Source organism: Niabella sp. (genome assembly GCF_030150205.1).
Classification (GTDB): domain Bacteria; phylum Bacteroidota; class Bacteroidia; order Chitinophagales; family Chitinophagaceae; genus Niabella.
In genome coordinates, this window is the sequence record NZ_JASLGT010000024.1 from 1 (window position 1) to 14,925 (window position 14,925).

The 14,925-nt window shown below is 43.5% G+C and carries 9 protein-coding genes; all 9 read right to left on the reverse strand.

Annotation, left to right across the window (positions count from 1 at the left end; translation table 11 throughout):
- Positions 1 to 219: 219 nt before the first annotated feature.
- The 9 genes from Q1V85_RS16740 to Q1V85_RS16780 all read right to left on the reverse strand — a co-directional run bounded on the left by Q1V85_RS16740 (position 220) and on the right by Q1V85_RS16780 (position 14,918).
- A complete protein-coding gene (locus Q1V85_RS16740) occupies positions 220 to 1,974 on the reverse strand; it encodes an alkaline phosphatase family protein (RefSeq protein ID WP_300601658.1) in 1,755 nt (584 codons plus the stop codon).
- Positions 1,975 to 2,003: 29 nt separating this feature from the next.
- Complete coding sequence (locus Q1V85_RS16745; RefSeq protein WP_300601660.1) at positions 2,004 to 4,049, reverse strand: M60 family metallopeptidase; 2,046 nt, start codon at positions 4,047 to 4,049, stop codon at positions 2,004 to 2,006.
- A 14-nt stretch (positions 4,050 to 4,063) separates the two neighbouring features.
- The gene (locus Q1V85_RS16750; protein ID WP_300601661.1) at positions 4,064 to 5,851 is read right to left on the reverse strand and encodes a DUF4983 domain-containing protein; all 1,788 of its coding nucleotides are present in this window, start codon (positions 5,849 to 5,851) and stop codon (positions 4,064 to 4,066) included.
- Between the two features lie 114 nt (positions 5,852 to 5,965).
- On the reverse strand, positions 5,966 to 7,636 hold the full coding sequence (locus Q1V85_RS16755) for a DUF5008 domain-containing protein (RefSeq protein ID WP_300601662.1): 1,671 nt from the start codon (positions 7,634 to 7,636) through the stop codon (positions 5,966 to 5,968).
- A 17-nt stretch (positions 7,637 to 7,653) separates the two neighbouring features.
- Positions 7,654 to 8,406 carry a hypothetical protein gene (locus Q1V85_RS16760; protein ID WP_300601663.1) on the reverse strand — a complete coding sequence of 251 codons (753 nt, stop codon included), beginning with the start codon at positions 8,404 to 8,406 and terminating at the stop codon, positions 7,654 to 7,656.
- A 29-nt stretch (positions 8,407 to 8,435) separates the two neighbouring features.
- The gene (locus Q1V85_RS16765; protein WP_300601664.1) at positions 8,436 to 9,971 is read right to left on the reverse strand and encodes a RagB/SusD family nutrient uptake outer membrane protein; all 1,536 of its coding nucleotides are present in this window, start codon (positions 9,969 to 9,971) and stop codon (positions 8,436 to 8,438) included.
- Between the two features lie 11 nt (positions 9,972 to 9,982).
- Positions 9,983 to 13,150, reverse strand: coding sequence for a SusC/RagA family TonB-linked outer membrane protein (locus Q1V85_RS16770; protein WP_300601665.1), 3,168 nt, complete (start codon positions 13,148 to 13,150; stop codon positions 9,983 to 9,985).
- 28 nt (positions 13,151 to 13,178) lie between these two features.
- Complete coding sequence (locus Q1V85_RS16775; protein ID WP_300601666.1) at positions 13,179 to 14,222, reverse strand: DUF5007 domain-containing protein; 1,044 nt, start codon at positions 14,220 to 14,222, stop codon at positions 13,179 to 13,181.
- A gap of 21 nt (positions 14,223 to 14,243) precedes the next feature.
- Positions 14,244 to 14,918, reverse strand: coding sequence for a fasciclin domain-containing protein (locus Q1V85_RS16780; protein WP_300601667.1), 675 nt, complete (start codon positions 14,916 to 14,918; stop codon positions 14,244 to 14,246).
- Positions 14,919 to 14,925 lie beyond the last annotated feature (7 nt).

Genomic DNA, 14,925 nt, shown 5'->3' on the forward strand with positions numbered 1-14,925 from the left:
CCTACAATAACATTGAAGACTTACAACAAAGGCTAACGCAAGTCGTTAACAACATTACTACAATCATTACAAAATCAATCTGCGGAAATGAATTCTACCTAAAAACCTTTAAATATAAATTTAATGTCTAATTGGTATAAAAGCCCATTCCGGTAAAATGTTGACCGGAATGGGCTTTAAAATCGTGCTTTTAACGGTTTGTATAAAACGCGCGGCTACTTAAATTTTTATAAACTCATTCTCATACGTAGTAAGCCATGTATTGCCCTCTGTTGCCCAGGTATTGGGGATGGGCAATTCTAGCCAGTAAAATATCTGAGCGGATACATCAACATTCTTTAAGAACAATGTAGTCTTTCCTGTAGGAGGATTTGGTACATAGGTACAGGGATAATCGGTAAGTACATTCCATTTATACGATCCCGACAGCGTAAAGTTTTTACTGGTATTTACGCGATTGGTCATAAGATTACCGATACCATCATTACAGGGCCAATAGGCGATCATATTTCCGAACTGGCTATGTTTGGTATAATCCTTTAAACAGAGATTGTTTACAATTGTAGTATCCGCCAACGCCGTTTTGAATACCTGTACATCTGCAATGTTAAAGCTGGCTCCTCCGTAACTGTCTTTTGATACAGCAATGGTAAACGGTGCGCCCTGCGATACGATGGATGTACCTGGTCCTAAAATACTGGTAATATCCCCATTCGTATCCGGAATACGAATATTGTCGGTAAACCGCTTAACAAACCGCTTGGAGGCGCTGTCATAAAATACAAAAGTGAGTGTATGCCAGCTATTGTCGCTGATATTTTTATTCGGTGCGGAAGCCTGTATTCTTCTTTCCCCCGAGCTGCCACTTTTAAGACTAAAACCCCAGCCGCTACCATTGGTAAAGATGCTCCAGCCGCCAATACCACTACTCCAGGCGCCATTCCACTTGGAGAACATATGCGCATAAGCAGGTAAGGACCCTTTAACTTTGAACTGCACCGTAAGCTGGCCTGTTTTAGGCATATAGTCATCTGTGGGATCGTCTAAGGACGCGCTTACCGTGTTACTCTGAAGTCTTACAGCATTGTATGAGCCCGCACTGGTAAACTCCTGCTTCTTAAAGGATTTATAATAATACAAGGTAGGTACCAGCGTTTCTGCATCAGACGTGCCACCATATGTTTTGTTCACACCACCATGCGTACCGGTTACCACTACTAGCCATTCTTCATTAGCATTATAGTTCGGGCGGCCTTTCAGTGTGGTCATAATATCCCCAATATAATTATCGATGGTTTTCAGGCTGTTCACATAGTCGGGGGAAGAAGCTGAAAAGGTAGCTGCGCTCGCCGGATCCGCTACCAGTTTTGCCGGTCCGTTAAAGTGTAACATCAACACTTTAGGATCTCCATCTTTAAGCAGTTTTATTGCAGAATCTTTCACTGCAGCATCATTATTTAAAACACCTTTGAGCTTCGCCTCATTCGCTGCGCTGCTTACCATCGTTCCCCAACTGGATAAAATAGCAGTGGGTGCGTTATAAATTTTTGAACGCATAATGAAATAGAAGAAAGACGGATAATTGAGCGGGGTATTCAAACCACCTTCAAAATCACCTGAATAATCAATACCGGAGGGTTGAAAAGTACTATCCGCTATATGATGCGAACCATAAGTAACCCCAGAGGTCAATGTTTTCCAGGCAGATGCATCTTTTGATATAATATCGGATTTGGCATCCCAGGTATACTTTCCATGTTCCATTAATGCCGTATAGTTGGGCGTTGCGGCTGCTTTAAATGCGTCCGATTGCAAACCATCCACGGCTATTACCAACACCCTTCTGTCTTTGGGTATTGCCGATGAATCGTACGGTTGAAAATACGGTGGATTATCCGGATATTTTTTGCACGAGCTGAAGATCGCTGACGCAAAAACCACCAAAACTGCTGCTACTATATATAAATGCTTCATCTTCTTAATTCTTGTTAACATTATATGGTCTAAGGTAAAATTGCGAATTCGGCTATGGCTGCTGCTGAACCACCGCTATTAATATCAGCCGTACTTTGTATCCGAACCCTTACGTAGCGTGCACTTATCGTGGATCCCAAAGAGATCGTCTGAACCGATAAGCTACCTACATCCATTGTATACCCCGCAGCAGAAACAGTAGTCCAGTTTGCTGCGTTTGATACGCCGCTGCTGATATCATTGCTGTAATCGATATACACTTTCTTGGGACGTACCCCGGTGTTATTTTGTCTGTTTACCAGTGTAAACTTACTAAAGCTCAGTTTTTTCTTAAGATCCACTGCAATCCAATGCGGAGGCTGTGCCGTTGCTGCCGCCCATTGCGAGTGCCAGAACGTACTGATATTATCATCGATCATACTGATGGCCTTTCCATTGGGAGGTCCTTCTCCTGTGGGTTCCTCACTCGAAAATCCGGCAATAGACCAGTTAGATTTGGCATAAGGATCAGGATTGTAGATAGTGGTACCTCCAGTTCTGGTCAAAGGATTAAATTCCCATACCCTGTAGGTAATGGAGGGATACAACGCAGTCATATCGCCCACAGCCACATCACTTATAGAAATACCCCATGCGGTAAAGAATGCCTGCCAGTCGTACTTTGTCATGTTGCAAAGTGCGCGGTACATAAAATCATGCATGGATAAGTCTGAAAGATTGGCGCGAACCGCTCTCCTTGCCTGGCTGTATAATTCACCCATAAAAGCCCAGCCATCTTTATTGCTTTTATTAACACCTGGCATATTGGGTTTTATATAGGAAAAGAGCTGCACAAAGGGCACTAGCCTTGCAAAGGGCGAATTGATATTGGCATCGGTTCCGTCGAAGTTTTTACCCCCGGAGGCCGCCGCAAAGGTGAGTGCCTTGGGGAAATCGGTTGCCAGGGCGGGATGATTCGGATTCCATGTATTCAAAATTCCAGCTTTATACATGCGGTCTGCGACTTTAAAAGAAAAAAGGTTATTGGAAGTTTCGCCAAGTGTAGACCAACTCCAATAGTTACCCTGCTGGTTGTTGTGCCCTATTTCATGCAACAATCCCCAAAGTCCGTCTGTATGAGGAGCCATTACATTTACCACACCATCAAACCAGCTGCTATTGTTCGCAACCACTACCGGATTGGAGCTATGCCCACCTACCCCGGGAGCCATTGCATCCTCAAATACGATTCTGTAAGGGATAATAGGTGCCTGATCGATCGGATCTGCCGGAGTCTGCGAAAGGCCTTCCCATCCCTGGTAATCGTATACAATGATGCTGTCCCATTGTTTTAAAGAAGCTTCTATGCTCGCATACGGCCAGTTGGGATTCAGGCATCTACTTCTGGGAACCAGGAAGGAGACAAACTTGCTTCGTAACTCCAGCCAGGGCACACAGGAATTTTGCAACCGAGTCTTCCATTCCGTGTCATTGCTCTCTCCTAACACAAAATCCGGAGATTTTACCACGTTGCCCATCGTTACGGAAACAGGGTTTACAATCGGTACCGCCGCATTTAAATAGATGGTTCCCCCATATAAATTTCTCAGATAATTACGTCCGGGAGCCAGTTGCTGCTTAATATATACAATTCCGTCCCGCGGTGGATTAGGATAGCTGCTTACGTTATCCGTCCAGCCGCCAATTTGCACGGACATCTGATAAATCCCCTGAGGGATCTCTATTGTGATCAATTCACCTGGCGCCGCATAATAACCGGTACTAAATAATGGAGCCGGAGGTACCGATATCCGTAAATTCTCACCCACACTTTTATAATTCAGGTTCATATTAAGCGTTACCGAAGCCAGCCGTGGTTCTGAATTGCAAATAACACCCGGGAAAGCAGAAGCCTGCACGATCTTACTGTCATCCAGCTTCAAAAGTGTATCAATCAACTGCTTTGCACTATCCTTACTGCCCCCAACGTCCGGCGGCGCCGTCGCTATCTGAAAATCTGGCTTTCCACAGGACACGACCAGCGTCACTAATACTGCAGCTATGGATTGTATATATTTTATAAAAAAGTTGCTCATATAAAACGCATTTACTAGTTGATAAGATCATTATAAGAGGGGATCCACACTTTACCATCTAAATTCCAGGAGGCCGGTATCGGAAAGTTGAACCAGGAAAAAATCACAGGTAACGCATCTGCATTGTTAGGTACACTTACATAGCTAGCCACAGATATGGGAGGACAAAGTTTATCCGTTTTATCATTAAAAGAAGACTGGTTCTTCGATTTCATGATCAGTTTAAAATTATTGGGACCGTAATCCTGCAGATATAAAGAATCCTTTAAACCATTATTCGGATCGGTATTGGTAATAATTTGTGTGCTGGGCCAATATGCAATCAGCTTGCTCGTTGCTGTATCGGTTGGTAGTACCTGAACCGAACAGTAGTTGCTTCCGATGTATGTATCACTTAACGCTGTTCTATATATCCTGATATCCGTAATTAAACAATTATTAACTGTAGAAGCATTTCCTAAAAAACTTCCCGCTACAAAATCTGCAGGATTAGTAAAATCATCGTTAACGTTCAGGGTTTTAATCTGGGCGGCACTTGTTTTAGCTCCATCGGTAAACGCGATCAGTCGTCTTACGCCGGCTTCGTACCGTACCACGCCGGTAAGCGTATGCCATTGACCGTCCATAACCGTTGTACCTCTTGATTGCTGCCGGGACGAAATAGATCCTTTTGTTGTAACCTGCCAATCCGAACCTTCGATAAAAAACAGAAACCCGGTTGAAGCATCGTCAAATAATGGTTTTTTCCCTAAAAATGCCGGGTAGTTGTAGCCGCCCGTAGGGAACTTAATCTTACACTGCATCGTAAATTCGGCACCCGGACCAAAATTGAGTGCGCCATTTAGTCGGGCATTGGGAACATATGCTGCATTATTACTTGTTCCGTTAGATCCAATAGTATAATTCGGTGTTACTCCTGCATAGGGCAATATTCCTACAGGCCTTGCTGCTGTTTTGGGTACGAATCGTGGATTATAATAAAATGCAAAAGTGTTATGTCGATTATCGTCGAATGCTGACCAGGACGAATTATCGGGTATACCGGTATTGCTACCCTTGTTAGAAGTGATCACAAATAACCAGTTTTCATTGACATAATTGGCTCTTGACTTTACTGCGTTGATAAGCTGGCCAATATATGTATCTGTTTGCAGCATTGCGGCTTTATAAGCCGCCGAGCCTGCCGAATACCCCCCGTTGGCTCCTGCAACATCCACTGCATGAAACTGCACTAATAACAGATCCGGATTGTTGTTTTTTATTTCGGCCAGAGCTGCAGTATTGGTTGCCGCATCATCACCTCCAAAGGAATTCGCCACCGTAGCACCACCCGCCAGTGCTGTTTTTAAACTATCCACAGAGGTGAGCGCCACTGAACGTAAAGCCGGTGCCACCGTTTTAAGACGCGTAAAAACAGTAGGATATGCCACAAGGTTTGCGCTGCTCATTGAGTTAGCTACACCATGTTTATCATTGTTTACACCGGTCAACAGCGTTGTCCAGGTTGAGGAATTGGTTACTGCAGTATTAGTATAACCGGTTAATCCGTTCCAGGAAAAAATGGCATGATTAGTAAGTCCGGTTAAAACAGGGGGAGCGATTAATTTTGCCTCTGTTCCCATGGCACCGTCTACAATTATAAACAGTACCTTTTGCTGCAGGGAAGCCGGTGTAACACTGTTGGCTGAGCTTTTAAGGGCCGCATCATTTGTTTTATTACAGGAAATTTGCAGCAACATGAAAGCCGTTACCATTGCAAAACCTCCCGTTTTATTCAATAACCGAGTCAAACTTTTCTTCATCAGTATTTTTTTTTGTTGTCCGAAAATTGCGAACAGTTTTACAAGTCGAATGAGCGCCTGTGTTGTAATTCGTATTACAGAAAGCATTCATTGGTATTGTTTTTCGGTACGCTTTTAATCTTCAATAACTACTTTAACAATATTCGAAACCGCTGTTGCATCAAACCTGGAGAAAGAGCCCACTAAGAATACAGCATGCTGGCCTGTTAATTTTGAAGTTGTTTCAATAACATCTGTAATGGAGCCGTTAAAGTTACCGGTATTGTTATACCCCGCTGCTAATGATCCATCTACATTCAATATCGAAAAGCCAGGCCTCGATACACCATCATACATTGTAAATGTTCCCGCGCAAATAATAAGTCCGTTATTCAGCTGCTTTACAAAGGTTGGAGCCCCGTTGCCAAATCCCTTTACGCTAAAGGTTACATCCACAGATCCGTCCTCTTTCAACATCACTACATTATTAGCCGGCACCCCATTGTAGCTTTTAAATAATCCCGTTACCAGGTAACGATGCGTATTAGCATTGTATTTTATAGAGGTTACCAACCCGTCAAACCCGCTGCCCGTATTAAATGTAGGATCCTTCTTTCCCGTATATGCGTCAATTTTTACGATGCGATTGGCCGCAGCATCGTTATATGTAGTAAAACTTCCAACAATAACAATGTTTCCGTCAGACGCCTGTGTGGCGTCATTAATAAGGGCATTTGTAGCAGCATAGCTGGCCTTTGTAGCATAATTATAATTAAAAGAAGAATCAAAGCTTCCGTCTGTACCCATGCTAAAAAGCTGCTTCATTGCAATCCGGTCCTGCTGCTGACTGTTCCACTGAGAGCCGGGATAGTAGGTGGTTACATATTTGCTAAAGTTTCCTACTGCGATATAGTGTGCTCCATCATCCGTTGCAAAAACCTTAAGCACGGCCCCTCCTTCAGCGCCACCATTTACCGAAGAGCCTGTAACCCAGCTTCTTTCGGGGAAATTAAACGCATCCGCATTCGGTACCCTGTATTGCTGAACCTCAATCATGTCTTCATCCCCATTGGTAAACAACCGGGCAATACCGTTCAGGTTTCCTATGGTTCGGCCACTCTTGTCTACTACGGAGTTAAAACCGCCGCCCATTAAAAAATTTCCATCGTCCAGTGGTGCTATGCTTGTAATATTAGCAGGAGAAAGCTTCAATGAATTTTCGGGGCCAAAATATGGCTGATAAGATCCGGTTGTTCCATTATTATCGATGTATGCCAGGCCCGGGCAGGAAACGCTTCCATATTTTGTAAACGTACCGTATACAATATAGGAATCGCCATAAGGTACAATACCCCGGACACTTGAAAAAACCCCGGTAGCCTGGTTCGCACTTATATTAAAATCGGGATCGATATAAACCTTACCTGCTACATTAAAATTAGGACCGTAGAAGAACTGACTATTCAGTTGAATGGTAATATTACCAGTACTTGCAGCAGGAGGTACCAGAATCGTTATAGCGGTGGCACTAACGCCGGTTACCGGTGCTTCGGTAGCTCCAATAAAGGCCTTGAACTGCCCCTGTTTACCCTCTAACCCGCTTACAGGCACTGTTACCGTAATTCCAGGTGCACCAGAAACGGGTGATACACGCGGTGATAAAAATTTAACAGCAGCCGGCGTACGGTCGTTCGGATAGATCCCGTTATCCATTCCTGTATTGGTTTTCTGACAGGAGAATGTACTCAAGGCGATTATGAATACGGCTATACTCTTTAAATTCGGTTTCTTATATATTTTAAACATAGTTGTACTCAATTAGATTAATACTTTATCCCGGCCTGTATTGCATCAAGGGACAGCTGAAATACATTAAACCCAAACGGAACAGTAATCGTACTGGCGCTAGCACTGCCGCTACTTATTACGATTGTGGTAAATAAATACCGCAATGCATGCACATATCCATTAGTTGGGTGAATATTTGCTGAAGCCACAGGTATCGTAAACCAGGTAGTAATATCCCGCGGGCTGGCCTGAGAACTGATATAAGACAGCTCAAGCATCCGGTATCCCGCATATTGGATACCCTTGGCATCGGTATATACCACCCCTATATGCATGGGGTATCCGTTATAAGACGGATAGGTCTGTCCTCCAAATGCAGAGAAATTAGCCCAATCAACCTGTGGATAGTCGTTCAGTGATTTTGCACCATTAAAAACATATAGCGATAAATATTTCTTCCAGACAGAAGCGTCAATTTGTTCCATCCGGCTAATCGGCTGCATTCCCAATACTGCCAGGTACGAGTTAATGTCATGCATTGTAGCAGAAATACTGGAATCGGATGGTGCAAAAAATGTGATTTGCTGCTGTTGAAAGACATCTTCCATGCCGGCCAGCTTTACGATCTTACTCACCGAATCAAACTGACCGGGTTTTGAATGCAGATAGTCCAGTATCGTACCGTTAAAGTTAGGGTCAGTAACACCCGAATCTTTATAATAATCGTTCTTTTTACAGGCAGTAACCATCAACACCACCATAAAAAACATATAAATATACCTCTTCATAACTTTTCACTTTTTTATATACGACATTCTTACAACCAGTAATTATTAAGCGTAATTAAAGGATTTCCTTTTTGAACAGATGCAGCATCCAGAGGCCAGGTCCAGGCGCCGGCTGCAAACTGCGATACTGTACAGTGATAGCCAAACTGATAATTCGGATCCACAATTCTTTTGGTACGCACTACATCATACCAGTACAGTCCTTCACCCATAAATTCCCGGCATCTTTCGAAAAATATCTCGTCACTTAACGTTTGGCCGCCGGCCGTAATCAGCGGGGCTTTCGCCCGATCCCTTACTACATTTACCGACAACCTTGCAGAGTCCTCTTTGCCCAGGTTATATAATGCTTCCGCCTTTAACAAATACACATCGGGTAAACGGAACACGGTTTGGTTATCATCGGGATTCACATCTTCCGCATTTTGATTTGCATACACGTTCGCAAATTTCAGCATAATGAACTTACCATCTCCATTGTACATATTTGCAGGATCGTACCAGGTGGTGGCCCTCAGATCGCTGGTTCCCTGCGGAAACAATTTTATCATAAATGCCGGCAAATAGGCGAGATAGCTGGAAGTGATCTGATAGTTTTTATAAGGTGCATAAAGCACATTATCAGAAAATGCCGACCAGCCAAAAGACTCTCCGTAATTTACATTCTGCGGAATTTCAAACAACCCTTCCTTACTCCTTCCTTTAAAAATAACCTTGGTCTGCGACAGGTCCAGTAACTGATAAGCGCCGTTATTACCTTGAATAAGTTCGTTGGATAAATCATTTGTGCTGGTATAATACCGGGTAGCATTGCCTCCGTCAAATCCGGCCAGCCACATATTCATATGCATCATTAATATGATGGCTGATCCCCTCATTGCTCTTACGGCAATTTGCGTTGGATCAGAGTAAGTCCAGGGCAGATCCTTTTCTACGGCCCCCATATCTTCCAAACACTTATTTAAAACAGTAACCTGGTTGGTCCGCGCCAATTTTCCATCAAAGTATGGCTGTGTATAATAAGGCACGTCTCCCCAAAGCCGTACCATAAAGAAGTAGCACATATTCCGGATAAACACGGCTTCTGCTGTATATCTTTTTTTATCGGCATCAGAAAAAGACGGATCAGGTACTGTTGGAACACGATCTACTGCAATATTCGCAGAAGCAATGGCCTTAAAAAAACGATCCCATTGTGTAAACCGTATTGAATTAAACAAAGAAGAATAGGACGGTTCCCGATATACAACTGTGGGAATGTTATTATTCACCAGGTCTGTAATGTATTGACGGCCATTCGATTTCAGTGGCGCACCTCTCAGATCACCACTCCATGTGAAAAATGGAAATTCTCCATCTCCGGCAGCAGCTGTCATGTCCGGACGATAAACCGCTTCACGGAAAAGCTCATACAATCCGTTGATATATCGCTCCACATCTGCTTTATTGCGCCAGAAGTTATTACCGGAAAGATCGCTGGGAGGATCAATATTTAAAAACTTCTTACACCCGGATGCACCGAATAGTGTAGCAATAATGACAAAAATTATAAAAAAACGTTTCATTTCGCAGATTTTTAAAATTGAACATTAACTGAAAACGAATAAGTCTTGGCCAAAGGATATCCTCCAGAAATATCCCTACCCAAAGAAGATACCTGCTCCGGAGAGGTGCCGCTGTATTTCGTAAAATTGTACAGGTTCTGGCCTGTCAACGAAAAACGCATAGAGGTCAATCCATACTTTTTCAGCAAATTTCTATCGACGTTATAAGAGACGGTTACCGAGTTGATTTTAAAATACGTACCGTTTTCCAAATATAGCGTTTGGTTGACCCGGAATGGGTTCAGCGCGCCAGCTCTTCTGAAATCGTAGGGATTTGGATATACAGCCCCTACAGTTCCTTGCGAACGGTCTGCATTGGTGGGTTTCCAATAATTGTATCCATCGATCGGCACCAGGGCCAGGGCCTCCAGTGGCCGTGTGTAGTTATTAAACTGATCTGCCAATACCAGGTTTAAAATATCCCGGTATGCGGTTAATGAAGTATTCACATTAAGCGTAAAAGCTTTATACACTACCTGGGTTCCAAAACCGCCCACGAGTTTGGGAACAGGATTGCCCACTGCCACGAGGTCGGCATTATCGGTATTGCTGTTGTCAATGATGTAATCTCCGTTAATATCCGCCCAGATCGGGTCTCCGGCCCTGAAATAAAGCCCCGTTCCCCGGCCATATTGCATTGGCAAACCGGTAGCCGGGTTTACAGGTATATCTGAATTATTTGCGTATACCCCTCTGGTTACGTATAAAAGATTACTAAGAGGCAGGCCACCTAACTGGCTGATCACAGGAACGAAGGAACCATAGGCATCCTGCACCTGCGTGGTTATGGATCGCAGGCCATTCGGAAGATGCGCCAGGGTGGCCTCGTTCCAAGCGCCGTTCATATTAACCGACCATCTGACATCGGGTTTTTGAATGATATTGAAATTTGTGGCCACTTCTAATCCGCGGTTTACAATGCTTTGTGCATTTAAGGAAACACGGCTGAACCCATTTGTATTAGACAGATCGGTAGCCACCAGCTGGTTGTCGATAGCTTTATAATAGGCGTCTGCTGTAAACGTAATACGGTTGTTAAGGAATGCCAGATCAAGTCCCAGGTTGGTAGTAGCAGCAACTTCCGGTTCGAACTCAACGTTCGGCAGCGTTTTGAAATCGATCATTACGGTTGATCCGTCATTGTATTTTGGACCGTATACATACTTCCCGTATACATCGTAAATCGTTCCATTAGGCTTGATATTTCTTCCCCAGCTCCCCCTTATCGCTCCAGAGCTAAGCCAGGTGGCGCTCTTGAAAAATTTCTCCTTGAAAAAGTTCCAGCGTCCGCTGAAGGTGGGGCTTTTGGTATATCCACGAGACGGGCCGTTGGTTGCAGTATTGTCAAGCCTGTACGCCATTTCAAGCACATACTTTTCATCATAGTTGTAACTGACGTTACCGCCATAGCCATGAATCCGGCCTTCGTTAATATTACTGAGCGTACCACCCGCAGAAATTCCGTAGTTATTACCAATAGGACCGGTTATCTGTTGATCTGCGGGCTGATTAAAATACATCATATTTGCCCGGAATCCATCTTTGGTAATTTGATTAAAGGCATAAGCCTGAAAGGTATGCTTATCGTTTACTACTTTGGTAAAGCTAACCTGGCTGCGGTTGTCCAGGCTGTAGGACCGGTCGCTATACGCAAACACACCTGCAGAGTCCTGTGCCAGATAGGCAGACCTTACATAATCATTCGTATTACTGATATAAGAGTATGCCAGTAAATTAGAGAATCGCAGTCCCCTGAGCGGCTCATACTGCACGTTCAGACTACCACTTGTATTATTTAATTTACCATCATTTTTTGCATTGGCAGCCTCCATCGCCTCTACATTCGAAAACAGCGAAGGCGGGGGCAGCAAGGAACTGGTATTGGCATTTTTTGCGATACCCATCTGCAACGCACCTACTCCCGAAGCATTTTGCTTATAGGCCACATCCTGCTGCAGGCTCATGGTTAAATAGAACTTCTCCGTTGGGTTATAGGTTCCTAACAGGTTCAGCGAATAGCGCTGCAGACCCGTATTCACTACGATACCTTTTTCGTTATAATAGTTAAGATTCGCTTTGTAATTGAAGTTCCGGTCACCTCCCGTTATATTCACATTATGCTGCTGGTTGCTTGTACTGCGATAAAAATAGCTTTGCCAGTCTGTAGAGTTATTGTAGTATTCGTTCAAACTATCTGATAAACCCGGATACTGGCTGATCAATGCGAGTGATGCCTGACGGGAAGCGGTATCATAATTCAAAATCGTGTTCAGCCGTATCTGGCGTTCGCGCTCACCACCAATGGTAGAACGAAGCCGGGGCGGCGTTTTATAAAAAAAGCTACCGGAGTAAGAAATGATGGGCACTTTCGATTGTCCGCGTTTGGTGGTAATGATCACCACTCCGTAGGTAGCCTTTGAACCATATTGGGATGTCATTGCCGCATCTTTCAATACTTCTATACTCTCTACGTCTTCCGGTGGAATCAGCGATAAAGGGCTGATGCCTGCGCCACCGGACTCAAAACCATACTGATAATTTGTATTTACATCTACCGGCACCCCGTCAATAATAAATAAAGGAGAAGTGGGCGACAGGTTACCGCTTGCAGTAACATTTGTTGTGGAAACTCCACGCAGGTTCATAGTGGGTGCCGCTCCCGGAGAGCCGGTATTAATCTGTACGTTAAAACCTGCAACCCTTCCCTGTATCAGCTCCATCACGTTTCCTGTAGGGCGATCCTGAATATCCTTACCACTAATAACAGTAGACGCACCTGTAACTGTCGATTTTTTTACCTGCTTAAAACCCTGTACCACTACCTGGTCCATCGCATTATCTTTCGGAGTTAACGCAATCTCAAGTGCTTCAGGGAGTACTTCAGGAACCTTCCATTTTTGTTCTTTATAACCTATATGTGTAAAAGTAATACTGGCGCCCACCTTTGCTGTTATAGTAAAATGCCCGTTGTTATCTGTTTTTGTCGTTTTTCCTCCGGCACTTACGGTAACATCTGCTACTGCAACTTTTGTCTGCTCGTCTACCAATACCCCTTTTACGGTACTTTGTCCAATTGCCGTTCCAAGGGAACCTAACACAAAAACGATAAGAAGAAGGGTTATATATCTGTATAATTTCATATTCGTCAATTTTCTGTTTGTCGCTATATTACTCGTTACGGAACCTTGGGTTATCTTTTGTAAATACCACCACTACTTCCCAATTGGCATTTTCATAAATGGCAAAATCCAGATACAGCGATGCGGGCGAAAGCATGCCGAACGCATCTAACCGGTTATAGGAAAATACAGTATGCGTCATATCGCCAATATTGGTAGTGTATTTAGTAGGCATTTTTATTGCAGGCAGCGGATAAGAAACATCATAGGAAACACTGGTGGCCGTTTTTGTCATATTAAACCCGTGTACTAAACCGGGCCAGTTTGTTGCACCAAATTTATCCGGGTTGATCGGATTATATCCCTTATCAAAAAAGCGAAACGTAAGTTTATTTTTGGCATTGGTGCCGTCATTTACCTTTCTTATAAAAACATCTACATCGGAAGGTGTTAACGGAAGATTGGTAGAATCTCCGATAATATTTAAGACACTGTTGGGATGTATTCCGTTGGTGAGTGGCTGGCCCGTAACATCATCCAGGTTCGAAGGTTCGAAAGAACGCTCCCGCAATGGCTGTAATTTAAAGCCGGTAAAATACCTTCTGCCTCCTGTATTAGACACTTCTATATCAAAAACATACCCGGAATCCGGAAATGCTCTAATAAAAGAAGAACTCCCCATGCTCCACATCGTAATGTCGCCGGAAGAAGCGCCAACCTCCAGCACCGGACGGTATTGGATCGATTTCTTTGATTCGATCTCACCTACTGATGTTTCATTTCCGGTGTACGCTTTGGTCCACACGCTTACGGGATATAATGTTGTTAATTCAGGTGCAGCCTGCCCGGAAGCGGCACTTCGTACGTTTACAATCTTAAACTGAGCCGGGAAGGTAGTGCTGCCGGGCTGAAATATTCCTCCAAACTGTGTTGTACGTCCCAATACAGGTTGAAACAATTGTTGATTGAATATGGCATCCTCTCCTATATTATCTCTTTTTTGTGGCAGGTAGCCCTTTGTACTGCAGGAAAAAAGTATCGCAGTACATGCAAAAAGCATGAATATGTTTAACCAGTTACGTTTCGAATACATGTTTTACTTTTTTTGTTTTTTTTACCTGTAGTTAACAGCCCTTATAAAATCATCTCCAAAGCCAAAGTCGTGTCCCGGAGGCAGTACATTGATAATGGCATTGGTTGACTCTATGTCGGTGGTAATGGTATTTACACTGATCCAGTAGCGTTCAAATATTGAGTGTTTGGTATCACTAAATTTAATTTGCCGGGGGCCGCCTCCAAGAAAGCCGGAAGCATTCGTTGAAACAAAGCGTCCGAACATACCATAATTATATTTTATGGTAGACAACAAAAGGCCATCTGAAGAAGTTAATAAGTCGGTAGATACATATTTGCCCCGTACAATGTACCGGCATAAAAAAGAATCAAGAGCATCTCTATTTATAGTACTCAGGGATACCGGCGGCATTTTAGGTAACGAATCTGCGCGGGCTTTGTTGATATTGGTTAGCGCCAGTGAAAAACTTTTATTGCTTACGGCAAACAAGGTAATCGCCTTACCCGATAAAGTATCCATTAACCCAGGAATACGATTTACCGCCAGGAGAAAGGAATCATACTGATTGGTTTGCGACTGCAAATATTGTACTGCATTTCCATTAAAAACATTCAGGTTATTTGTGTAATCCCGGTATGTGGTATCAACCTTTTTACAGGAATAAAAGCCCATAGAGCCCACTACGAATAAAACAATTATTACAAACGTCTTCATATCGCCA